This is a genomic window from Paenibacillus mendelii, from assembly GCF_024498075.1.
Taxonomy (GTDB): Bacteria; Bacillota; Bacilli; order Paenibacillales; family Paenibacillaceae; genus Paenibacillus_Z; species Paenibacillus_Z mendelii.
In genome coordinates this window covers 1-22,929 of sequence record NZ_JANHOF010000024.1, presented here as the reverse complement: position 1 = coordinate 22,929, position 22,929 = coordinate 1, and the positions used below count along the sequence as shown (strand labels likewise).

23 protein-coding genes are annotated in these 22,929 nt (G+C 48.4%); 1 reads left to right on the top strand and 22 read right to left on the bottom strand.

Annotation, left to right across the window (positions count from 1 at the left end):
* Positions 1-107: 107 nt before the first annotated feature.
* The 6 genes from NNL21_RS33150 to NNL21_RS33125 are packed head-to-tail and all read right to left on the bottom strand — an operon-like array spanning position 108 to position 7,997.
* On the bottom strand, positions 108-1,019 hold the full coding sequence (locus NNL21_RS33150; RefSeq protein WP_204820023.1) for an NAD-dependent epimerase/dehydratase family protein: 912 nt from the start codon (positions 1,017-1,019) through the stop codon (positions 108-110).
* Positions 1,016-1,546 (bottom strand): dTDP-4-dehydrorhamnose 3,5-epimerase, encoded by a 531-nt coding sequence (gene rfbC / locus NNL21_RS33145; protein ID WP_204820024.1) that lies wholly within the window; start codon positions 1,544-1,546, stop codon positions 1,016-1,018. Before rfbC ends, NNL21_RS33150 begins: the two co-directional genes overlap by 4 nt.
* Entirely contained in the window at positions 1,543-2,778 is a 1,236-nt protein-coding gene (locus NNL21_RS33140; RefSeq protein WP_204820025.1) for a class I SAM-dependent methyltransferase, read from the bottom strand. The genes rfbC and NNL21_RS33140 overlap by 4 nt, the downstream gene beginning before the upstream one ends.
* 3 nt (positions 2,779-2,781) lie before the next feature.
* The gene (rfbG, locus tag NNL21_RS33135; RefSeq protein WP_204820026.1) at positions 2,782-3,846 is read right to left on the bottom strand and encodes a CDP-glucose 4,6-dehydratase; all 1,065 of its coding nucleotides are present in this window, start codon (positions 3,844-3,846) and stop codon (positions 2,782-2,784) included.
* Complete coding sequence (rfbF, locus tag NNL21_RS33130) at positions 3,843-4,613, bottom strand: glucose-1-phosphate cytidylyltransferase (protein ID WP_204820027.1); 771 nt, start codon at positions 4,611-4,613, stop codon at positions 3,843-3,845. Before rfbF ends, rfbG begins: the two co-directional genes overlap by 4 nt.
* Before the next feature lie 24 nt (positions 4,614-4,637).
* Positions 4,638-7,997, bottom strand: a complete 3,360-nt coding sequence (locus tag NNL21_RS33125) for a glycosyltransferase (RefSeq protein WP_204820028.1) — start codon at positions 7,995-7,997, stop codon at positions 4,638-4,640.
* Positions 7,998-8,346: 349 nt separating this feature from the next.
* Between NNL21_RS33125 and NNL21_RS33120 the strand changes: the two genes are divergently transcribed.
* A complete protein-coding gene (locus NNL21_RS33120) occupies positions 8,347-10,296 on the top strand; it encodes a tetratricopeptide repeat-containing glycosyltransferase family 2 protein (RefSeq protein ID WP_204820029.1) in 1,950 nt (649 codons plus the stop codon).
* Between the two features lie 45 nt (positions 10,297-10,341).
* On the opposite strand, the gene NNL21_RS33115 is transcribed toward NNL21_RS33120, so the two are convergent.
* From NNL21_RS33115 to NNL21_RS33040, 16 genes are all read right to left on the bottom strand, one after another.
* Positions 10,342-10,623, bottom strand: a complete 282-nt coding sequence (locus NNL21_RS33115) for a hypothetical protein (protein ID WP_204820030.1) — start codon at positions 10,621-10,623, stop codon at positions 10,342-10,344.
* 55 nt (positions 10,624-10,678) lie between these two features.
* Positions 10,679-11,059, bottom strand: a complete 381-nt coding sequence (gene fliS / locus NNL21_RS33110) for a flagellar export chaperone FliS (protein ID WP_204820031.1) — start codon at positions 11,057-11,059, stop codon at positions 10,679-10,681.
* Positions 11,060-11,076: 17 nt separating this feature from the next.
* Positions 11,077-12,552, bottom strand: a complete 1,476-nt coding sequence (gene fliD / locus NNL21_RS33105) for a flagellar filament capping protein FliD (RefSeq protein ID WP_204820032.1) — start codon at positions 12,550-12,552, stop codon at positions 11,077-11,079.
* A 15-nt stretch (positions 12,553-12,567) separates the two neighbouring features.
* On the bottom strand, positions 12,568-12,957 hold the full coding sequence (locus tag NNL21_RS33100; protein WP_256555654.1) for a flagellar protein FlaG: 390 nt from the start codon (positions 12,955-12,957) through the stop codon (positions 12,568-12,570).
* Positions 12,958-13,032: 75 nt separating this feature from the next.
* Positions 13,033-14,106 (bottom strand): tetratricopeptide repeat-containing glycosyltransferase family 2 protein, encoded by a 1,074-nt coding sequence (locus NNL21_RS33095; RefSeq protein WP_204820033.1) that lies wholly within the window; start codon positions 14,104-14,106, stop codon positions 13,033-13,035.
* A gap of 89 nt (positions 14,107-14,195) precedes the next feature.
* The gene (locus NNL21_RS33090) at positions 14,196-14,969 is read right to left on the bottom strand and encodes a flagellin N-terminal helical domain-containing protein (RefSeq protein WP_204820034.1); all 774 of its coding nucleotides are present in this window, start codon (positions 14,967-14,969) and stop codon (positions 14,196-14,198) included.
* A gap of 222 nt (positions 14,970-15,191) precedes the next feature.
* On the bottom strand, positions 15,192-15,431 hold the full coding sequence (csrA, locus tag NNL21_RS33085; RefSeq protein WP_204820035.1) for a carbon storage regulator CsrA: 240 nt from the start codon (positions 15,429-15,431) through the stop codon (positions 15,192-15,194).
* The gene (gene fliW, locus NNL21_RS33080) at positions 15,431-15,886 is read right to left on the bottom strand and encodes a flagellar assembly protein FliW (RefSeq protein WP_204820036.1); all 456 of its coding nucleotides are present in this window, start codon (positions 15,884-15,886) and stop codon (positions 15,431-15,433) included. Before fliW ends, csrA begins: the two co-directional genes overlap by 1 nt.
* A gap of 111 nt (positions 15,887-15,997) precedes the next feature.
* Complete coding sequence (locus NNL21_RS33075; RefSeq protein ID WP_256555653.1) at positions 15,998-16,576, bottom strand: DUF6470 family protein; 579 nt, start codon at positions 16,574-16,576, stop codon at positions 15,998-16,000.
* Position 16,577: 1 nt separating this feature from the next.
* Positions 16,578-17,486: a flagellar hook-associated protein FlgL gene (flgL, locus tag NNL21_RS33070; RefSeq protein ID WP_309145368.1), complete on the bottom strand. Its 909-nt coding sequence runs from the start codon at positions 17,484-17,486 to the stop codon at positions 16,578-16,580.
* A gap of 20 nt (positions 17,487-17,506) precedes the next feature.
* On the bottom strand, positions 17,507-19,039 hold the full coding sequence (gene flgK, locus NNL21_RS33065) for a flagellar hook-associated protein FlgK (RefSeq protein ID WP_204820038.1): 1,533 nt from the start codon (positions 19,037-19,039) through the stop codon (positions 17,507-17,509).
* A 16-nt stretch (positions 19,040-19,055) separates the two neighbouring features.
* A complete protein-coding gene (locus tag NNL21_RS33060) occupies positions 19,056-19,550 on the bottom strand; it encodes a flagellar protein FlgN (protein WP_204820039.1) in 495 nt (164 codons plus the stop codon).
* A gap of 19 nt (positions 19,551-19,569) precedes the next feature.
* On the bottom strand, positions 19,570-19,845 hold the full coding sequence (gene flgM, locus NNL21_RS33055) for a flagellar biosynthesis anti-sigma factor FlgM (RefSeq protein WP_204820040.1): 276 nt from the start codon (positions 19,843-19,845) through the stop codon (positions 19,570-19,572).
* Between the two features lie 104 nt (positions 19,846-19,949).
* Positions 19,950-20,366, bottom strand: coding sequence for a TIGR03826 family flagellar region protein (locus NNL21_RS33050; protein WP_204820041.1), 417 nt, complete (start codon positions 20,364-20,366; stop codon positions 19,950-19,952).
* A 97-nt stretch (positions 20,367-20,463) separates the two neighbouring features.
* Entirely contained in the window at positions 20,464-21,327 is an 864-nt protein-coding gene (locus NNL21_RS33045) for a ComFC family protein (protein ID WP_204820042.1), read from the bottom strand.
* Positions 21,324-22,929: helicase-related protein (locus NNL21_RS33040; protein WP_256555652.1), on the bottom strand; the 1,606-nt coding region annotated here is incomplete at its 5' end. The genes NNL21_RS33040 and NNL21_RS33045, both read right to left, overlap by 4 nt.

The following is a 22,929-nucleotide window of genomic DNA, read 5'->3' as shown; positions in this document are numbered from 1 at the left end:
CTCTCTCGAGTTGAATACCCTATTTTGATGGACCGGTACATTATTTCTTGATAGGAATAGACTCGTTTCTCTACTTTGGCAGACGGGACATGCTGCATATTCGACCATTACATTTCACCTCTCAAGAACTCATTCCACCAACGAATCGTTTTGGATAACCCTTGTTCTAAGTTATGCTTTGGCTGCCAACGAAGCGACCTCAACCGTTCAATGTCAGCCAGAACAAGGGGCTCCTCCTTACTCGCACTTCCCGCAGCTCCAAGCTGGATCAAGTGCGGTTGATTCATAAGTGCCGCAATCTGTCCGACTAAGTCCTTTACTGGTACCGCTAGACCCGATGCAATGTTAACCGGACCGTTGATGTCGCTATCAAGAACAGCAACCATTGCTTCTGCAGCATCTTCAACATACAAGTAGTCTCTTTTTTGAGTTCCTTCCGAGCAGTTTGCCATTGAACCGCTATGAAGCGAGCGAATGACGGATGGCACCAGCCTGCTGGACGATTCATATGGACCATAAAGAAAAAACAAACGGCACCACGCCATGCTTAAATCCGTAAATTTCGCAAAGCGGGAAGTCAATAAATAGGCATCATTCTTGCATGCCGCATAAGGAGAATGAAACGATAAGGGGGTTTCATTCTCCTTTAACTTATCCTCCTGCCAGACATACTCGGCACAAGTTCCAGCAGCGACAAACCGCTTCCCTCCATAAGCTTGAAACAGTCGGGTGAGCGCTGCCGTCGCTTCCACCCAACGAAAATTCTCATATGAATTCCAATATACGCCTGGCGTTGCCTCCCAAGCCAGATGCAAACAGTGACTGGGTCTTACAGCTTCCATGAGATCCGACACTTGATTAACGTTGAACAAATCAGCCTGATGCCAGTTCAAATCCGTGTCTGGGGCTGCCTTCGGGAGGCGACTTACTGCGTGTACTTCATAGCCGTGTTCATGCAGAGCTTGAAGTACATGCCTGCCTAGAAATCCGCTTGCGCCCGTAACCATAACGCGATTCATAGGTTGAACTCCGGATAGCTTTGATCCTTGTCGGAAATTACTTCGCATGCAAGCGGCCATTCAATTCCGAATTGCGGATCATTCCATCTAATCCCCCGGGAGGCTTCCGGATAATAATAATTTCCCATCTGATAGAAAACTTCCGTCTCATCCTGCAATGTCTGAAAGCCATGTGCGAAGCCTTCCGGAATATATAGCATTCTTCGATTGAACTCGTTCAGCTCGAATGCGTTCCATTGTAAATATGTTGCCGAGGACGGACGAAGGTCTATCACAACATCATAAATGGCGCCACGTACACATTGAACCAGCTTTACTTCCTCATAGGGAGCCAATTGATAGTGCATCCCCCGAACGGTTCCGCTTTTTCGGTTATTGGATAGGTTGCATTGGACCAAGTCAGTATGAAGTCCGTACGCTTCAAATTCCTTCTTGCAAAATGTTCTTGCAAAAAAACCCCGATCGTCATCTATCGGCTGAAGATCAATGGTATACACGCCTTGCAGCGCGGCTTCCGCAAAGATCATTCGATCACTTCCACTTCGGGAACGGGAATGATCCAGCAGCCGCCCCACTCGCGAATATATTCGGTTTGCGCCATAATCTCCTGCTTCAAGTTCCAAGGTAGAATCAGGACGTAGTCCGGGCGGGTTTCTTTTAAACGATCAGGTTCACAGATCGGTATACGGGAGCCTGGCAGAAAGAGACCTTGTTTATGCGGACTTCGGTCCACCGTATAGTCCAAATAGTCCCTATCGATTCCGCAATAATTCAGCAGCGTGTTACCTTTGGCCGGCGCACCGTAACCGACTACACTCTTACCCGACTCCTTTAACGAAATCAAGAACCGAAGTAATTGACGCTTTACTTTTACTGCCTTCTCTTTGAAATCGGCATAGGTTTGAATTCTTGTCATGCCGAAAGTCTCTTCCTGGCTAAGCAGTTCGATAACCGATGATGAGACAGCTCCGCCCATTCGGCTTCGATGAGCGGCATAGATGCGAAGCGAGCCGCCATGGGTTTCAAGCTGCTCCACATCGAACACGATTAAATCATGCTTGGCAAACAATCGTTCTACTGCCGTTAATGAAAAATAGGAATAATGCTCATGATAGATCGTATCGAACTGGATTTCTTGAATTAATCGCATCAAATGAGGAAATTCCATCGTGATGACACCGCTGTCGGCAAGTAGTAATTTCATGCCCGCTACGAAGTCATTTAAATCCGGAACATGAGCAAGTACGTTGTTACCGATTAGCAAATCGGCACGTTTACCCTGTTCGAGCAGAGAGGCGGCCGCTTCTTGGCCGAAAAATTCCACAGAAGTAGGAATGCCTCTCTCATTCGCGCGCTCTGCAACGTTTGCCGCTGGCTCGATGCCCAGTACAGGAATGCCCTTTTCCTTAAAATACTGAAGCAGATAGCCATCATTACTGGCAATCTCGATAACTTGCCGATCCGGTGTCAACGCACAGCGTTCCGTAATCATATCTGCATATCGCTTGCAATGGGCGAGCCAGCTGTCCGAATAGCTGCTAAAGTAAGCATAGTCGCTGAAGATGTGCTGCGGCGACTCAAAATCTTCGGCTTGAACCAGAAAGCATTCCTCGCATACAAATGTACGAAGCGGATACATCGGCTCCATCTGATGCAGCCTCGCCTGGCTGACGTAAGAATTCGCCAGCGGCGAAATTCCCAAATCGATGAATATATGCGATAACGTATGCCCGCAAAGGCGACAATTTCTTGTTAGCATCTTTTACAGCTCCTTGAGTTGTTGGTACCGCTGAATCTGATCCAACGTAACCTGCTTCATATCCCCATTGCCAGCGTACTGCTGGTACCATTCAAGCGTCCACTGGACCGTATCCTGAATGGATAATCGGGTGTTCCAATTCAACCGCTGCGCGGCCTGCGTGCTGTCGAGCATTAACCAGTTCGCTTCATAAGGCTGGTTACTTCGTTCGTACTGAACCGTTGTTTCACCCGGCCATGCGGTGGCGGCGATATCGATCATCTGCTCCACCGTAACTAACGATTGGTGATCCGGGCCAAAATTCCAGCCCCCTTCGAACGAATCACTTTCCCACATCTTTTCAGCCAATGTTATGTATCCATTCAAACAATCGAGTACATGCTGCCATGGACGAACGGCTGCGGGATAACGGACGACTAATGGTCGGCGCGCCAAAGCGGCACGGATGAAGTCGGGAAGGATCCGATCCGCCGCCCAGTCACCGCCCCCGATCACGTTACCCGCTCTAGCCGATGCAAGCCTGATGCCGGCCTCCCGATAGAAGGAGCTGCGGTAAGCACTCGTAATCAACTCCGCGCAGCCTTTGCTGGAACTGTAGGGATCCAATCCGCCCATCGAATCCTCTTCGACAAAATCTTTACGGGAGCTGCCCGAATTATCGTAGCATTTGTCGCTGGTAATATTGATAACCGTTTTAACGGAGTTTGTTGATCGGATCGCCTCCAATAAGCAGACGGTTCCCATAATATTGGTTTGAAAGGTTTCGATCGGGTGTGAGTAGGAGTACCTTACTAACGGCTGAGCGGCCATGTGAAAGACTATATCCGGTTGAATGTCGCTCATCACCGCCTGAAGACGGTCGGCGTCAACAACATTGCCGAATAGGGAGGTCATACCATCCGCTACCCGGCCTTGTTCGAACAAATTTGGTCCGTCTTCCGGTGCGAGCGAATAGCCGTATACGTCAGCGCCTAATGCTTGCAGCCACAAAGATAACCAACTTCCTTTGAATCCGGTATGCCCCGTAATAAATACCTTCTTATTTCCCCAAAACAAAGTGTTTGTCATATCCATACCTTCCACGGAGGCTTGCCTGACTGCCACAGTTCCTCCAGCTTCACTTTGTCGCGCAAAGTGTCCATCGGCTGCCAGAACTCTGTATGACGAAACGCTGAAAGCTGGCCTATACTTGCCAGTTCTTCAAGCGGTTCTGCTTCCCATGACGTTTCGTCTCCGCTGATGTACGGAAACACTCCAGAGTCAAGTACAAAAAAGCCGCCATTAATCCAATTCCCGTCTCCTTGTGGCTTTTCTTTGAACCCAACAATCCGATCCTCTTGCAGATCGATTGCTCCGAATCGCCCCGGTGGCTGAACCGCCGTTACCGTCGCCAGCCGCCCCTTTTCCTTATGGAATTGTATCAGTTCGCCGATATTAACGCTGCTTAAGCCGTCACCATATGTAAAGCAGAACGATTCGTCGCCAACGTATGGCTGAATGCGTTTCAATCGTCCACCCGTCATCGTTGATTCCCCTGTATCAACAAGCGTTACCCTCCATGGTTCGGCACTATTCTGGTGGACCTGCATTTCATTGGTCCGCATATCGAACGTGATATCCGATGTATGAAGATAATAATTGGCGAAGTACTCCTTGATCATGTATCCTTTATAACCCAGACAAATAATGAAATCCTGAATGCCATAATACGAATAGGTTTTCATTATGTGCCATAAAATCGGTTTCCCTCCGATTTGAATCATCGGTTTCGGAATTAAACTGGTTTCTTCGCTAATTCTCGTACCGAAACCTCCGGCTAAAATAACGGCTTTCATCTATGATCACACCTTATATTGTCTCTACCATCCCGTAACTTTGCGGAACAGCTCTGCCGCACCATTGACATCCGTAACCCCGAACTCTGTGGCATCGACAATCAAGCCTCCGCCATTATCGATAAAGCCCTTTTTGTACTTGAAGCGATGCTCGCCTTTGGTTACTGGAATAATCTCGCTTTCCAGATAGGTTTCGTAAAACCATTGCTGGAGATGCTCGTCGTCACTTAGCGCGTTATATAAATTGTACAAAATTTCGGTGAGCTGACCTTCCGAATTCGCTAAGGCTTGCACGCTTTTTTCAATCATTCTCTTTCGATTCAGTTCAAGATACTGATCATTTGGAAACAGTGTGTCCTTAGCCCTCATGAATGCTTCTCCGATCACAGCTTCCACGGTCTTTACATCCGGAATCTGCTTATGAACGTTCAAACCGGTTTTACGATTCAGCCTGAGGTAATCGTTCGTGATTTTTTCCGACTTCTTATCTTTACCAAATGCATACGACATACCGGTGCTGTTCCCTGAGTTACCTCCAATAGACATAGGAATGTTTATTGAAATGTATCTTTTTTGTAAATAAGCAAGCGTGAATCCCGAATACGCGTCCGGAGATATGCTTTTGTATACACTTCCGGTCTTCTCTACGAGCTCGGAAAGCAAATCGCTATGAACAACTGAGTTGCAATATAACATCGGCAGCACGTTATAAGTGACCTCATACTGTGCTACTGCGCGGATCACCTCTTTGCCTTCCATATATTGATGGCCAACTCGCCCTGTAGCAACATTAGGGATGGCAAAGTAGTTTTGATAGCCTTCAAGCTGAACGTCAGGCCAGCCGTATGCCAGCAGGTTCCAAGTCAGCAGTTTGGTCTGGAATGCATCCAACAGCACGTCCAACGTATCCAGTGCATGTAATAATAATCCGTCATCAGATCCTAGAACAATGACGTACTCGCCTTCTATTTGTGACACCGCAAAGTTAAAATTATCAGTCATCGCCAACTCTTGCTCCGGCTTCACGATCCTGATTTTCGAATCATCCAGCCGCTTGATCAGCTGCTCCGTCATATTATCACTGCTGTTATCGCAAACAACGATTTCATAATCACTAAATGATTGATTCAAGCACGTTTTCAACGTGAATTCAAGCGTATTGGGACTGTTTCTCGTCGGTATGACGATGCTGAATCTTTTCTTTTTCTTCTTGATGTCCGCACCAACGGTTTTCACCATCTCTTGCCGGTAACGGCCTAAATGTTCTTCCGTAAACTTTCTCTCATTCTCTTTAAATGCTTTACCTTCTTGAAAAGCACCCATTCTGATTAAATGTTCAGAGAGGTTTCTGTTGAAAACAGGGCTGGTTAAATAAACGGACTTCGTTTGCAGTACTTTCGCGTACAACTCCTCGGCACTTGCGTTATTGCCAGTTTCAAAATAGTAATGCGCCTGTTCAACTAGTTGATCTTCGTTATATTCTAGCGTTAAGATTTCTTGCTGCCATACATCGTACAACTTAGCATGAAATAAGAGTTTAAGACGTAGAACATCATATTTGTTATAGCTTCGGAGGAATAACAATTCCGCCTTATCAATATCCCTTAGAGAAGGGTCGTCCAGAATATAGGAAATGCACGATTCCGTTTTATCAGTCAAAAAAGCAGCGTATGCATAAGTTTTCAAGGTAAAAGATGTTTTATAATTGTCGTATGCACGACGTGCGTGTTCATAAAATAAATCAATGCTCGTCTCGGCAAAGGTGAAGGAATAGAGGGATTCCAACAGATAATTCGGGCTATCCTCAAGAATGTCTCTCCACACTTTCCTCTTGTCTTCTAATATGAGATCTTTTCGATGCTTCTGTGCCTTGTCGTTTAATATATCAAGGATCAGGCGTCCTCTGGCTTCCCAGCTATTCCCCTCCAGAACATCGTTAATCTGTTCCTTGCTTAGCTTAGCCTTGAGTCCTTCTCGCATGAGACGGTTAAATTCATCAAAGCTTCCTGATATTTGAATACACTTATTTCCTGTCGCTAGCTCTGGCATATTAGTTGCAATAACCGGCAATCCGCAGCTAACATACTCATAGCCTTTAATCGGATCACAGCTGACATTAATGTCCGCCTCATCCCGGGATGGAATGATTCCTACATCCATATGTGTAAGATAATATTTAAGTTCGGCATGACTCTTCGGCCCCAAAATATAGAGGTTCTCCTCTTTCTCAACAAGCATTCCCTCTAATACCGAACCAATAACGACGAATGACAAATCTCTATTTTCTCTTACGAGCCGATAAAATAGATCTTCGTCAAACCGCTTATAGACCACTCCCATATAGCAGACTCTCGGCCCAGGAATCGCCGCTAAATCGTCCGGGATCGGCGCTTCATCTTCGATCTGAAAATCGCTGCGATTCACAGCGTTTTTTGATAGGAAGATATTGCTGCGGTTGATACCACGAGTTAAAAATAGCGCCATACTCGTGGCTGTAATGAAATCAGCCCTTTCAAGAAGGCGAATCTCATATTCGTAATCCTGCTTCTTGTTCCAAAATGAATACTCTAGATCAGTGTGGTCATCTACACATTCGTAAATGACTTTAAAATCTCCATTGAGCCGGTTCAATGTATGAATACTATCCGGTAAATAACAAATTACGACAACATCCTCAATTGCACTATCTATCAGATGTTGAATTAAACTTGAATATGAATCCATTACAGGCTGATCATCTTCGTAAATGGTAACCGTACTATATATATGAGCCAAACCAGAGCTATTAGCATTGCTTATACTCAGTTGGACGATATCATCAACAGCTAGATCCCGACTATCTACAGCTATTTTTTGTCTTCCGGGCTCAACAAATTCGACAAGATGTCCTGCCTGAGCCAGCGCCTTTGCTATATGATGCGGCCTTTGCAGCATATTCCTCCAATTACAAGAGGATAAAATGATAAACCGCTTCACTTCTTGTTCTTCGGGGGTTTCCAATTCAGACCTTATTTGCTGGATTGTCTCTTTCAAACCCTCAAGATAGTCCATATCCCCTGCATATTTCTCCGCAAGTTTATAAAAACGATAGGCGGAATCATAATCCCCCTGGGCTTGTTTCAAATAAGCCATGTTATAATAGGCATCGGCATTGGCAGGATCTAGATCGAGAGCCTGTATCAGCACATCACCTGCATCCACTAAATTCCCCTGAGAAATACAAATGATTGCTTTCATATTGGCAATCTCACTATCATCCTTGACGATTGCTTCATATTCATTGATTAATAAACTCGCTTGATCGAGTTCTCCCTCTTGAATCCATTGCTTAATTTCATCTTTTATTTGTCTTTTATGCTGCTCAAACTCGTTTGTCCCCGTCACGTTATGCCAACCCCTCGAGAATATTTTCGAGTTCTTTTTATTAAAAGAGCCTACTCTCTTAATCGACATAATCAGCCGAAAAATGAATATGTGAGCATAATTTCGACACCACACTATGAACTTTGACGGAATTTGTCGATCTATAGACGATAGCATTGATTTATTAATACCACACGCACTTTATTCCGATATAGAATATATAAGAAATACAAATTCATGTTGTCACTTTTAAAATTCAAGACGCTGTTAACACGCAGCATTATTCAAGTTTCATTTAGTCGATTTATGGGCTCTATCTACTACATAAGAGAAATACTGTTTACTTACTACAAGGTTTGGGGGCTTATTAATGTTGTTATCTCTTTGCATGATCGTAAAGAATGAACAAGACGTATTGGCACGTTGTTTGGATAGCGTGAAAGCCATTGTTGATGAAATTATAATTATTGATACAGGTTCAACTGACCATACAAAAGAAATAGCCTATACATACACAGAGCATGTATATGACTATGTGTGGACGAATGACTTCGCAGCCGCTCGTAACGAAGGCATACGGAGAGCGACTTCTCGCTGGATTCTGGTCATGGATGCCGATGAGTACTTTCCACCTGTCGAAGCAGAGAGGCTTAGGGCGTTTTTGGAGAATGAAGCCCCCAGAAAAGATACTGTATTCGCGATTAGCGTCGTTAACTTCGTCGGAGCCAGCCAAGAACAGAGTACATTAACTACGGGTGAAATCCCGCGTCTATTCCCTAACTATTATAATATTTATTATACGCGTCCCATTCATGAGCAATTGCACGCAATAGATGGAACGAATCTAATGTTTCGTTTGGCCCCCAGTTCACTCTTTCATACCGGTTATCTCCAAGAAACCATCGAAGCCAAGGACAAACTGAACCGTAATGCGAATATATTTACCGAGCTTAAGAAGAAAACCGGATTTAGTGCATACGATTATTATACGATCGGGAATGAGAACGGAGTAAAGGGCGATACGGCAAACGCGATCTATTACTATGAACGAAGCTTAAAAAAAGCTGCCAGCCAAAAAAGCGTAGCTTGGTATCCTCGCTGTGTCGTATCTTTATTGCAATGCTATTTTAAACAAAACCGGCTTCACGATGCTTGGACTCTTATTGAAACTAACCTAGTGAACTGGAGCCAATACCCAGAGTATCACTGCATGAAGGGGTTGATCTACTTTCATCTCGGTTTCTTCGAGCAAGCCAAAGTATCCTACTTGGATGCTTTTCAATCAGCCGAGAAGCTAGCAGAAACTACCCATGTATTCTGGCTGGACAGTGCCAACTACGCATCCTCCATTCCGCTTAGGCTCCTTGCCGATATTGCAGATCTGGAATTCGATACGGAGAAGTCCATCTATTACCTGACCAAGCTTCTCATGCAGAATCCTTACGATTACCGGGCGATCTCTCAACTTATCGACTACAGCTCAATCACACAATCGCCGGATGCCATTGTGCCGTTATTAAATAATATCTATGAACAACATAACCGTAAACACGAGATCTTTATGCTGAAAGTGAGTTTATCTGTCGGCTCGGAAGAGCTGGCCGTACATTATTACGAGCAGCTGAAGGATGTAACCGTCGACCTTGAAATACAGGACCGGCTGGGCTTTGCCCTGATTACACATAATCAGGTGATGTTTGAGGAACAGCTTCTGACGATGGAGGAGGACTGGGTCCCGAGCGAGGAATCGCTTATCTACCTGGCAATCGGTGCGCTGGTCTGGAAGGCCGATTACTGTGACAGACTAAAGGTTCCCAAAGAGCATGAGCTACACAAGACATACGAGGCTTATCGCAAGTTCGTGGGCGGGGAAGCTCCTGAGAAAACAGGCGCCATCTATCCGTTATTAACGAGATGCTATTTGTACAAGTTCTACGAGATGTACGACCAGCTGGTCAATACGTACAGCGACGGCGAGTTAATCAACTCGCTAGCCAACTTCTTCTATTCCAAAAAGCAGTATGAAGTCGCCTTGAATTATTACTCCATCCTGCTGCGCAGCGAAGAGCTGAATGCCATGAGCTGCGAGAATCTGGCTATCTACCATCTTAATCACCAGTATATCGATGACGGACTCGACTTCCTTGAGATGACAATCGCTAAGCGTCCTGCCCAGATGCATCTGTACGTACTGTACCTCCAGCATTGTCCTAGGGGTGAGAAGAAACGGAAGTTTCTCAAGGATTTCACATTCAAATTTCCGCAGTATCGTAAAATCCCCGCACTTGCTCAACTTGTCAGCCAGAGCGAAAAATCATGAAAATCAAAAAAAGAAGGAGTTTCCCTGCCGATGGGAACTCCTTCTTTATCGTTTTTTATCGTAAAAATAGCTATTCTCCATCTCGGATTCATATGCCCGCTTCTGCTGCCTCGATGCATACATCTTATGAAGGGCTTCAGATGCTTCCGTTTTTAGTTCTGCCATCCGTCGCGTCAATAGCTCGTCATACGCCGCCAATTTCCGAATAACGACTTTATCGGCTTCCTCGACGATGGATGCATCCTGCAAATCAGCCAGCACCCTGTCACGCTGCTCGATCAGCTGAACCAGACGTTCATACGGAACGCGGGAGATCTCCTCTGCCAAAGAGACTGTTTCGTCGTAGAGTTGGTGTAGGGAAGGAATACTCAACGGTCTGTACTTAATTCCCGACAGCTACAGCTGTCTTGGATATTTGTCTCCAAGCATCACGCAGCTCCTGCAGTTGAACGAGCGCTTCATCGGCAAAAGAGCGCTGCTTCTTAACATTCGCTTGAATGAGCTGGAACAGAACATACTCATAGATGCGCGCCAACTCCGCTGAGATTGGATAATTAAAGTCTAGGGCCGCTACAAGCTCGTGAATAATCGCTTCTGCTTTGCAGAAGTATTCATTCGCATACTCATAACGAACCTCTTCGATCCCATCAATGCCTTGCTTGGTAAATCGAATTGCTCCATCATATAGCATAAGAACCAATTGGATCGGCGTCGCCGTCTGTGCGGACAACTGTTGATACTTCTGATGTGGTGTTTGTAACATGCCGTATCCCTCCTAAATTAAGAGTACATGGAGAAGGCTGACGATTGCGAGCTGTATCGGTTCATCGCCGTTTCCATCGCCGTAAACTTGGCATAGTATTGGTTTTCTTTCCGCTGCAAGAGATCATTCATGGCATTAATCCGTTTCTCAATTCCCTGCAATTCCTCACCGAGCATCGAGCTGGCCATGAAGGTCCCTTTCTTGTCGGTGCTGAAAGAGGATGTGCCCGCCTTATCGCTGATCATCTGCAGGGAAGTCATCACCGTTGCGCTCATCTTGTTGAATATTCCAGTATCGGTGCTCGTCGGCTCCGGTTTGCCCGCGCCGTTCTGCGTGAACAGCTTGACGACCGAATCCAGGTCGTTCTCGATCGCCGCACGCAGCTTGTCCTCGTTCTCGATGACCAGCTTACCGCGGTCTGTCCACTTACCCGTGCCGATCCCCAGCTGCGTAATATTAATCTTCTTGCCGCCTCCGAGATCGATATCCGTTATCACCGCGGTGCGTAAATCATTGACCATGGAAGAAAGAATCGAATCCCTGCCCAGGAGTCCGCTCCTTGCCTTCTCCTCCCACAGCTCCACCTGCTTGTCACTCATATCCGTTTTCTCTTCTGTTGTGAGCGGCAAATAGGAACGATAGCGTTTCTCTTCCAGCTTGCCGTTCACCTGATCGAGAATAGCATTATAATCCGTGATGAACGACTTGATGGTGTTCATGATTTTATCCGTATCGACGGAAGTGGTAATGACGGAAGCCTCAGTAGATTTAGCTTTTAGCTGAAGGTTTACGCCGTTAACGGATACATTGTTGGAGTCGGATGTCATTGCCAACCCGTTTACGGTGTACATGGCCTTATTACCTGCGATACTCTCCACAACTGAGATACGTGGAGGGGGGATGCTATCAGCTGGTTTAATCTCAAAGTCCCCGCCGAGTTCAATAGTACCTGCCCCGGTCTTATTGTTCGTAATAGAAAGTATACCGCCTGAGTACATTGCCGTGACATTAAGACCTTTGTTTGCATTAATCTTATTAACGATATCCGCTATCTTGTCGGTGCTTTCATAGCTTACTTCTATATCGTTTATTGTGAATTTTCCGGTGTCATATAACCCCTGTTCACCCATTGTTTGTGTACCGTCAAGTTGAAAGACTCCTCTTGCTGCAGAAGCCAATTTCTCAACCGTTACGGACATCGATCCTGTTGCCGTACTGTTCGCCGATGTAATCGATACGGCCGCCGTATTGCCGGACACTTCCGCTTTCTTTGCGGTCATCTCCGGTATCTTATTGTACTTGTCGAGCTTGTTATTCCGAAAGTCGACCAGGGACGTGCTGACATCCCGATACGCCTCTTGCTTCCATGTAATAGAAGTTTGATTCTTCACGAGCTTGTCCAGCTTCGCCCGTTCCGCCTTCATCATCGTCTTGACCATCGTGTCGATATCAAGCCCAGAATTAAACCCCGAAATTCGAAGCATACTGCTCATGTTCGTTCCTCCTACCTATACTTTTTGATCGATCAGTATACCCGCGATCTCCATTAAGCTGGCAGCCACATCCAGCGTCTTCTCAGGCGGAACTTCGCGGATCATCTCCCCCGTATCCTTGTTCATGACTTTAATCATGATCGTGTTCGTCTCCTTATGCACGGAGAGCTGAATCGTCGTATTCGGTCCATCCACGGCTTTAATGGCTTGATCCAGCATTTTGATCTTCTGCTCTTCGCCGACCGAAAGCTTGACGCCCCTCAGTTCCGCAAGCCGCATCGCTTCCATTGTATTAATGATTGACATATCTCTTCCGCTTACTCTGACGGCCTTCTCGATCTCGCCTGCGCCAGAATCCGCAATGGGCATTCTATTGCCGCCGACTGAAGAAAGATTCATTGACATCCCGTGTACCCCCCAAACAAATGATTCATTACTCTATATATCGGAATACATGGATCGTTACTTAATATCAATCCCTTAAATTTGCAGATTCCGCAATCTTTCCTTTGCTTTGCCATAGCCATGCAGCGAAGCTTCGTTATAGCAGGCGGCTGCCTCCTTCGTTCTTCCGGAAATTTCGTAATAAACACCCAAATTATATTGCGCCATATAGGAGCCCATCCCGGCTGAGCTGTCGTACTGATCCGTCTCACCGATTGCGAGACACCGCCTATAGGCGGCTTCAATTTCCGGCAGCAAAGCTGCATATGCATCGGGATTACTCAGAATGAGATCCAGGTAGAAAATGCCGCAGGCAAAATGATAGTCGGGAAAGCGTTCAAGCCAATCGTGCCGCGCCCCGATAATCCGCAAGGCTTCCTCAAACCGTTTAGTTTCTTTGAGTGCATAGAGATACTGGACTGTAACGTTCGGAGCATAGCGCTCCAGACCATGCAAACAGGTATAAGCCCGCTCATAGTAGATGCAGGCTGTATCGAATTGGCCGATCCCTTGATATTCCTTGCCTAACTGATAGTTCGTATAGCTGTCGTCCGGTGACTGCTCCACCTCAGAAAGCAGCAGAGGAATATTGCGCCCCGATTTATCCGTATTCCTATATCCATCATGATGAACCGTGATCGGCACATTGACGCGCTTCAAGTCAGTATCGGCCTGCTCGTGGATGCGTCCCTTGAATCTTACGTCGGAAGTCAGAAGCCTTGTGATGAAGCCTCGAGATATCCCCTTCTCGCCCTGTTCCTCCGTTTCACTCAAAATCTGAATGCGGCCAAGGGCATCCCCTTCAAGCATGAACCGCTTCAATACCTGCATATCGATCTCGGTGATCCATTCATCCGCATCCAGAATCAAATTCCAGTCCGCCGTCGATTGATCCAACGCATAGTTTCGGGCATCGCCAAAATGATTGTTCCATTCATAGTCAAACACTCGTGCGCCGAAGCCTTCAGCCAATGCCTTCGTTCCATCATTGGAGCCTGTATCCACAACAATAATCTCATCCACATACGGAGCTGCGCTCTGCAGACATCGGGGGAGTTTAATCTCTTCATTTCGCACAATCATAACCAGCGCCAGTTTGTTATGTTTCACTTTTATTCACCTAACCTTTATTAATTAACAAAAAAGAGGCCTTAGACAATAATCTAAGGCCCCTTGTAAAGCTGTCGTTGATCTGCAAATTAACGAAGCAGCGACAGTACGCCTTGCGGCGCCGAGTTGGCTTGTGCCAGCATCGATTGCGAAGCTTGCAGCAAGATATTGTTTTTCGTAAGATTAACCATTTCTTTCGCCATATCCGTGTCACGGATACGGGATTCGGAAGCGGTCAGGTTCTCAGTGGTCGTTCCGAGGTTGTTCGAAGTGTATTCCAGACGGTTTTGTACCGCACCCAGTTTACCACGCTCTGTAGCGACAGCCTCAATCGCTGAATTGACAGCCGTAAGAGTGATGTTCGAAACAAGAACTGTTGTGTTAAAGCTAGTCGTAGTGATCGAGCCAATGCTGATCATCGTGCCTTTATCGTCCGTTGCGATACCTGCGCCAGCAGTGATCGATTTACCGTTGAACGTAGTTTTCGTCAAGATGTTATCGATTTGTGAAGACAGCGCTTGAATTTCGCTTGAAATGTTCGTTTTGTCGGTCGTTTGGTACGTTTCGTTCAGGCTTTGAACCGTCAGTTCTTTCACACGAACCAACATAGCCGAAACTTCGTTCAACGCGCCCTCAGCTGTTTGTACGAAGGAGATACCGTCTTGCGTGTTACGTTGAGCTTGCTCAAGACCACGGATTTGTCCACGCATATTCTCGGAGATCGAAAGTCCTGCAGCGTCGTCGGCAGCGCGGTTAATGCGCAGACCCGAGGAGAGTTTCTCCATGCCTTTGCTTGCAGCTACGTTGTTCAGACCCATGTTGCGGTGAGTGTTAACCGCGCTAAGGTTGTGGTTGATAATCATGATTTGTTTCCTCCCTGAATGTAAGTTCTGTCCCGCATCCTTGCGGTAAAGCTAATGAAAGGTCGGCCGCCCTTGATTAGCTCTATAAACTATATCGGTATCCAGGGAGGAAACTTTAGAGATTTCGCATTATTTTTTTTAAAAATAAACGATTAACAGCATGTAACCTTTACGCCGTTAACGTTCAATAGGAAGAAACCGGCTTTGGGTGCCAAAACGGCGCTAACCGTTGCGCCTTGGATCCTGGAATTGCTTCTTCAGCTCGGTTAAGGATAGTGCCGGCATCCGCGCTTCCTTATTCGTATCCGCAATGGCTATGAACAATTCCTTGCGAAGAATGCCTACCTCTTTGGGCGCTGAAATGCCCAGCTTGACTCCGTCTGCCGTTACTTCTAGGACAGTCAATTCGATCTCGCTGCCGATCATGATCGCCTCACCCTTCTTACGGCTCAGAACAAGCATTATAACGCCCCCTTCTGTCGATCCGGTGAGACTTTCATTAAGGGATGCTTGGTTTTGTAATCCGAATCCTGCAGAATCACCTGAAGGGCGGTACGCGTCACTGCATTCCAGACGATCGGTGCGATCAAGTTCACGGTCGCTTTTTCCAGCTCGTCCTTGACGGTCACGATATTCAACACGCGAACCTCCTCGATGGAGGGAAAGCCGAGATCCTGCAGGGCATCCTCACGCAGCTCGAACTCATACTCCGGATAAAAGTCGAACGGCGATACCGCTACGAACGCCAATCCACCCTCGTCCACCGATTGAATGTAATAGAAAGGGCTGTCCTCGATGGGAATGACCGTATACTTCTCATACTGCTTGAATCCCGGTAACCCTTGCGGGAAACGAATGATTTCCTGCTCGTCAAATTCCAGCTCCCCGAAACGCGTCGTCTGAATCACCATCTTCATTCTCATGCACCTCGATTTCCGTATATCGTCATGTGAAAGGGCCTTTTTGCGAATGCAAAAGCTATAGCCCGCCGAAACGCCGCTATAGCTCTTCATACAAACGTATAGGATTTAAGCCATTAAATCAACTATTGGCGGCGGTGTGACAGTCACGGACGGATAACGCTCCATATAATGGCGGACCCTGCCCGGTTCATAATCGATACGGGGCTTCTGGTTCGATTCGACGTCGATCTGAATGCCCCCCGGCATAATCTCGATGTCTGGCCTCTGTACCGAGAATTCGATCTTCGTATTGAATCGCGATGCTGGGCCGAAGACCGGCAGGGCCGGACGCTCGCGGCCCATCTCAGCGAAGGCCATATCTGGGATCGGGTTATCACCGCCGGCGGCCAAATCTCCGATACGCCTCCATTTTTCATTGGTTGTCATTATATGCTGCTGCACGAACTGGGCGCTCTGCGAATAGATCCGCTTCGTGAACCCCTCCGGTCGTCCTCCGTTGATCGCATCCCAAGTCGCCGAGCTGTCGATCTGGAGAATCGGCCGGTGATTGACGACCTCCATCTTAGGTTGCTCTGTCTGTATCCTGACTTCTGCACGGCGCTGCTCGATGGTACGAACTCCAGCTATGGTCTCGATACCGATTTTAGCTGTCTGACTGCTGATCTGGATCTGTGGCAGCCGCATATTAGTTCAGGAAGTTAACGAGCGAAGGGGTAATGATTTTGGCTCCGACCGATAGCGACGCCTGATAAATATTCTGGCTGATCGTGGAATCAATGTACAGCTTCTCGATATCCGCGTCCTCCGTCTTCGCTTGCAGGGTGGTAAGACCCACGTTCATTTCGTCTAACCGATTCTGCATCAGCTCAGCGCGGTTCGTCTTCGCCCCATTCTCGGCGCGGGCCGTACTGATCTTATCCATCCGGGACTTTACTTTGGCTATCTCGGCGTTTACACCTGTGTAGCTCGCCGACCCAAGAGCGGCGGACAAGCGGTCGAAGACCGCAAATACATTATCCGTCGTACCTGCCGCATCTGTCGCTCCGAATACTTTCTCGGCGGAAAGATTGACATCCATGGTAATGCCTTGACCGATCTCATAGACGACAGTCCGGTTATCAGTCGTTACCGCCTTCGCGTCGGCACCTGCAGGGTAAGGCTGCTGGTCATATAATTGCCCATTGAATACATATTTGCCGTTAAAACTGCTGTTTGCGATATCGGTCATTTGCTTTTTCAGTTCAAGGATCTCTTTATTAATGCTCTCCAATGATTCCGGCGTATTCGTTCCCGTCGATCCCTGAACAGCCAAATCATTCACGCGCTGTAGCACTTGAGTGGCCTGATCAAGCTGAGAGTCGTAAAACTCGAGCCAGGACACCGTCGCAGACACATTATTCTGATACTGTGAATTAGCAGCCAAATCCGACCTGTAACGCAAACCATAAGTCATACCTACCGGATCATCGGACGGTTTGTTGATTTTACGTCCTGTAGACGTCTGATCCTGCTGCATCGCCATTTTCCGCATATTCGTATTCAAGTTCTGAATAAGCTGGGCACTTGTCATTCCTTGCGTTACGCGCATCACCATATTATAAGCCTCCTAGATTCTTAACGCCCGACTGTTCCCGTGCCGTTTATGAGTTTTTCCAGCAGCTCGTCAACTGTTGTCATAAAGCGGGCGGCGGCATTGTAAGCATTTTGGAACATAATCATGTCCGACATTTCCTCATCCAACGATACTCCGCTCACCGACTGCCGGCTGTTGCCAACCTGGGTAACCAATGTGTTCGCATTGTAATACTGGCGATTCGCTTCCTGCGCCTGAATGCCGATTTCACCAACCATAGCATTGTAGAACGATCCAAGTGTGGTTTCCGTGACCGCACCGCCAGCAGCAGTCTCGTCGAAGCTGAAATTGGTATCCTTCAGCTGGGACATGAGAAGAGCAAGTGTATTGTTGCCCTGCACGACCGAGATACCCGTTCCATTGGGCGCGGTTCTCATCGAGGAAGCAACTTTATTGCTGTCGCTCACGATTGCCGGGTTTAATCGAATACTAGCTGCCGTAATGCCTGTAGCCCCTGAATTCGTATCAAACGTGAAGAAATCTAAACCCATTGTGGCTGGTGTCTCCATCGTATAGCCCAGCTTATGCAGACCGTTAATCCCCTTCACCGTGACAACCTGATCCACCGTCAATTCCGTGCCGTTATACATGGATCCCGCTGGCAAAGTGACCTGCAAGTTGCCTTCCGCCATCGTCCTCGCTATCGTGTCCAGCTGATTCATATAGGAATTGACGTTCACGTCGCGTGCCACGAATGTGCCAAACAGTTCGCCATTGTTTAAATCCCCGGATGCATAAGCTCCAGTCAGGGCAGCGGCTGTTAGCTCTGTGACTTCCGTTCCTTCGACCAGATTCGTACCACCCATCATAAGCGAGTATCCGTCCTCAGTCTCCGTCACCGTTACATTGAGAAGCTTGGACAGCTGATCGGTATATAAATCGCGCTGATCACGCAAATCGTTGGCGTTGTCACCCAAGCCTTCCAACTTTTTGATCTGCATGTTCAGGTCGGCGATGGACTGCAGCATCGTATTCGCTTGCTGTGCTTTCGTGTCGATCGTATTGGTTAAATCATTGCTCAGATTTTGCAGCTGGGTGCTAGTTTGATTGAACGCATCGACGAGCGAAAGCGCGGTCTGCTTGACGATTTCCCGATTTGTTGCACTGGCTGGATCTTTGCTTAAGTCGGACCAAGATGACCAGAACTTCTCCAATACCGTGCGAATCCCCGTGTCAGACGGCTCGTTTACAACGGTTTCCAGCTTACTCAACGTTTCAGCACGTATTTGCCAATTTCCCAGATACTTATTCTCGCCGCGGAACTGCTCGTCCAAGAACGCAGAACGGATGCGGTTGATGGCCGAAGCCTCCACACCGGTTCCGAGCTGACCAGCCGCCGTGGAACGGTTCATGCCAAAGGCTTCTATGGGCCTAGCAGTCGTAAGAGTTACCCGCTGGCGGGAAAAACCCTCTGTATTTGCATTAGTGATATTGTGTCCGAGCGTATTCAGCCCAACCCGTTGTGCATATAAGCTCCGCTTGGCTGTTTCAATGCCGTGAAACGTCGAAGTCATCGGCGTTCAACCCCTATCAACTTTTTTTATCAAACTTGCCCTGAACCTGCTTCCCATAGCCTGCCTGCTGCGGGTGCTGATACGTATATTCCTCATTCGGATAGTCCACAAGCAAATCAAGCGAGTAGTCCAAAAAGGATAAAGATTGCTGGATCAGCTGTTGATTCAACTCATTCTTTGTCTGCAGCGTGGAAAGCAGTGCATTGAGATCCGTGTGAAACCGCATTAAACTCTTTTTTTCTTCAACGACATAAACAACCTGAATCAGGTCGACCAGCTTGTATCTATAGCGCGTCCCCAATTTTGCGAAATAGCTATACGTCATTTGATATCGAAGCTTCTCAAGCTCCTCAGCCTTCTTCACGAGGGCGCGTTCCTGCTTCATAATTATGTTAAGTTGCTTTAGATCATTATTAACCAGCACCGGGGTCTTCTGTTCGGCAGTTGTAATCAGCTGTCGATAAACTTCCTCCTGCTGCTGCAGAATCTCGATAATAGGTTGAACGGACAACGTCGTTTCACCGCCTGCTTCAGTCTGTATATTTCTTCAAGAACGGCAGCAGCTTCTCAGCGATTCTGCCTGCTTCTACATGGTAGGTTCCTGTCTGTACCTGCCGCTTCAGGTTGTCAATCTGCTCCTGCCTGTCAGTTGATTGTATGTTCTGCGACTGGAGCATCTCCATAGCTTCCGACGAGATTTGTAGATTGTCACGCTGTTTCTTCCGGCCAGCTTCTGTCACTCTTTGCTCGTTTTGCTTCTGGTATGGGTTCACCGCGCCAATTCGCTGTGGTTCGTTAATTTTCATCGCTAATCCCTCCAACCTGATGACGACAATAAAAAGCCGATAAACTCTATAAGAGTATTATCGGCATAATGAAATGAAAATTTATAGAAAATGTGATAGAACCGTCAATTTCGGTCTCTAAGCCTATCCATAATGCGATAAGAAGCCGTCGAGGAAGTAGGTGTATCGTCCGATTCTTTGGAAAGCTTTCCTTTGTTCTTGTTCACATCCTGCAATAAACGCGCCCGGCAGTTCGCGCACATATTGTTCTCACGAATGGGTGTTCCGCATACTTCGCACGGATAGCCTAAATTCGGGACACCGATCAACGAAATCCGGCCTTCGCGAATAAATTTGGTTATTTGCGGGACAGAGACCTCCGTCGCTTCAGATAACTCATGAATGGTAGCACCTTTGTTTTTACGTAAATATTCCGCGCATATCGTATAATTCATATCCATTTCCTTGATACAAGCCGGACAGATTTCACGAAAATTTTTGGCAAATAGTTTTCCGCACTTAGGACAGTTATCAAGATTCAACGCCCTTGCCCCCCTTCAGGCAGCATGTAGATGTTCATATTCTACCAGTTATATCGACAAAATTCATCTTTTTTTTACTAGTCTGGACAGTGAATCGCTAAGAGCGAGCAAGCGTAAGGACATAGACCTCTGTATGGATCTCTGGAAAGCTTCGCTGCATCGAATCGAGAATAGCCCTTGAGCAGGCATCCACGGTGCTGCCGGTCGTGTAGATGTCGTCGACGAGCAGAAGACGGAGCACTGGGTTCGATAAGGAAGATTCGTTGGTTCTTCCGTCTACTAGACGGACAAGGGTCGCGAATCCCGCTTCCTCGGCTGCAAATAGATTACGGGTATCCCTTAAACGTGCGCCGCGCGTCTTATAGCTCTGCTTGTCACTATGGCGGGTACGCCTCAAGGCTTGGACAAGCGGCAGCTGATTGCGAACCGCCACGGCCGAGGCCAGCTGCTCCGCTTGATTGAATCCGCGTTCAACAAGCCTTGCCTCACTTAGAGGCACGGGGATGACGGCGTCGAAGTGGAATGCACTTAGCCGCTGCTTCAGATCCCGATGCATGCTGCAATAAGCAGCCTGCATCATCTCGCCCAGTAACAAACCCAGCCCCTCGTGGCCCCGATATTTATATAGAGCAAGCCAGCCGCGGATAACCTCGTCGTAGCTAACCGCGCTGCGGTTGCATACAAAAGCGGAATCGGTTCTGCGCGCACAATCCCCGCATGGGCCCGGACGGCCGCAAACCTGGCAAACAATACGCGTTATCCAAGGAATGGCGATCCGGCAGTCCGGGCACAAGCTGCGAAACTCCGAGGAATCGTGCAGCCCGCTTCTGACGGGTCTGTGGTTTTCGCTATATGTGCGATTGCAGGTTAAGCACGCCGAAGGTAATGGCGACAGCATGGAGATGGAAGTGCGTATGGCTGACGGAATGAACTGACGCATATAGCGCAGGAGTGGATTCACGGATTAAGCCTCCTTTTCTTGTCAGACGGCTCATGAATAGCACCTGCATCCTGGATCAGATAGCCTTTCCGTCTAGCCAGCCTATTCATGCTGACGATTTGCCGAATGGCCAGCTGCTGTGCACGGTTGCGGGCCGGAGCGAAGAAATACACTTTTCCCGCGGGATCATCCTTCGATCTTCCAGCACGTCCAGCCATCTGAACGAGCGATGCGTCATCGAACAGCTTCCCGTCTGCATCCATAATAAACACATCGCTCCTGGGTACCGTAACACCCCGCTCCAGAATCGTCGTCGTCACCAAAAGGCGGATGTGACACTCGCGGAATTGACGCACCTTATCTCCGCGAGCTTCATCCTTGGAAGACGTGCCGTCGATAACGATGGTTGGAAATGCGTGGCGAAGCTGCTTGACGAACGGCTCGATATGACGGATCTGCTGCACGAAGATGAACAGCTGAGCCCCTCGATCGACGGAGGCATGGATCGCCTTCTCCAGCCGCCTTGGCAGTCTGCTCATCTGAACCAGCTGTCTGACGGGCGGCAGCGGAATATAAACCGGCACAGGGAGCGGATGCCGGTGAAACCGGACCGGCACCCGTACATGCGGAAGGCGCCCGCGTCTAGCGGCAAGCTGGAGCTCAGCCGGAGGAGTAGCCGACAACAGCACGGTAACGCCCTCAGGCTTGCATACTTTAGCAGCCGCATAATGAAGCAGGGGATCTCCATGATAAGGAAATGCATCGAGCTCATCGATCACAACGAGTTCGAATGCATGCTGGAAGCGAAACAGCTGATGCGTCGTGGCCAGCGTAATTCCGCCGTTCTCCCACCGCTGCGGACTGCCGCCGTACAACGTAACGATCGTCTCCTGTGGAAAAGCTCGGCGCAGCCGCGGATCCAGCTCAAGCACGACGTCGCGCCGCGGCGTAGCGATGAGCGCATGTCCGCCCCGCTGCAAGCACGCTTCAACGAGCGGGAAGATCATCTCCGTCTTCCCCGCACCAGTCACCGCCCATAAGAGAAATGATCTTGGCGGAACCGCCGAATAGTCTGAAGTGAAGGGAGAAGCTGTACTCACGATGCGTGATGAGTCAAGCTCATGTTTCGAATGCATATGTTTGGGGGCGGCAATGCTGCCACAAAGTCGGCGCATCAGTTGGTTGACCCAGGAGCTCTTCCACCTCTTGAAAAACGGTCGTTCGTCCGCTCTTACCTCACCCGCTTCGATATAGCGAAGCGCTTCCGCAGCTGCGGCCGCCTGTGCGGGGCTGAGCTTCCACGGCGCCAGCCTTGCTTCCATTGCCGGCACGCCGAGGTTTCGCGGCGTGCTGGGGGCGCGGTCGCCCTGCGCCGGAGCTTGCCCCGGCGCTTGCGCAGCCGCAGGCGTGCCGAGGATGAGCAGCCCGCACTCGCGGCTGCGGCCCATGGCGAGGCACGCCTCGCAATAGGCGCACATGCGCCCGCACGCCGCGCATCGCGTGCGGCGCATGTGCGCCTCGCCGCTGCCGCAGCGCAGGCAGCGGAGCCGCCCTTCGGGCGGCCGGGCGCCGGGCGAAGCCCGCCGGCGCAGCAGGCTGCGCGGCGCCCGCTGCGGTGCGAGC

Coding starts and splice junctions, on each gene's coding strand:
- fliW (WP_204820036.1), bottom strand. CDS start 15,886: ATGAAGATGGTGATTCAGACGACGCGTTTCGGGGAGCTGGAATTTGAC.
- NNL21_RS33075 (WP_256555653.1), bottom strand. CDS start 16,576: ATGCGGCTGCCACAGATCCAGATCAGCAGTCAGACAGCTAAAATCGGT.
- NNL21_RS33120 (WP_204820029.1), top strand. CDS start 8,347: ATGTTGTTATCTCTTTGCATGATCGTAAAGAATGAACAAGACGTATTG.
- rfbF (WP_204820027.1), bottom strand. CDS start 4,613: ATGAAAGCCGTTATTTTAGCCGGAGGTTTCGGTACGAGAATTAGCGAA.
- fliD (WP_204820032.1), bottom strand. CDS start 12,552: ATGAGCAGTATGCTTCGAATTTCGGGGTTTAATTCTGGGCTTGATATC.
- flgK (WP_204820038.1), bottom strand. CDS start 19,039: ATGACTTCGACGTTTCACGGCATTGAAACAGCCAAGCGGAGCTTATAT.
- rfbC (WP_204820024.1), bottom strand. CDS start 1,546: ATGATCTTTGCGGAAGCCGCGCTGCAAGGCGTGTATACCATTGATCTT.
- flgM (WP_204820040.1), bottom strand. CDS start 19,845: ATGAAAATTAACGAACCACAGCGAATTGGCGCGGTGAACCCATACCAG.
- NNL21_RS33150 (WP_204820023.1), bottom strand. CDS start 1,019: ATGAATCGCGTTATGGTTACGGGCGCAAGCGGATTTCTAGGCAGGCAT.
- csrA (WP_204820035.1), bottom strand. CDS start 15,431: ATGCTTGTTCTGAGCCGTAAGAAGGGTGAGGCGATCATGATCGGCAGC.
- NNL21_RS33100 (WP_256555654.1), bottom strand. CDS start 12,957: ATGTCAATGAATCTTTCTTCAGTCGGCGGCAATAGAATGCCCATTGCG.
- NNL21_RS33140 (WP_204820025.1), bottom strand. CDS start 2,778: ATGCTAACAAGAAATTGTCGCCTTTGCGGGCATACGTTATCGCATATA.
- flgL (WP_309145368.1), bottom strand. CDS start 17,486: ATGGTGATGCGCGTAACGCAAGGAATGACAAGTGCCCAGCTTATTCAG.
- rfbG (WP_204820026.1), bottom strand. CDS start 3,846: ATGACAAACACTTTGTTTTGGGGAAATAAGAAGGTATTTATTACGGGG.
- NNL21_RS33090 (WP_204820034.1), bottom strand. CDS start 14,969: ATGATTATCAACCACAACCTTAGCGCGGTTAACACTCACCGCAACATG.
- fliS (WP_204820031.1), bottom strand. CDS start 11,059: ATGTTACAAACACCACATCAGAAGTATCAACAGTTGTCCGCACAGACG.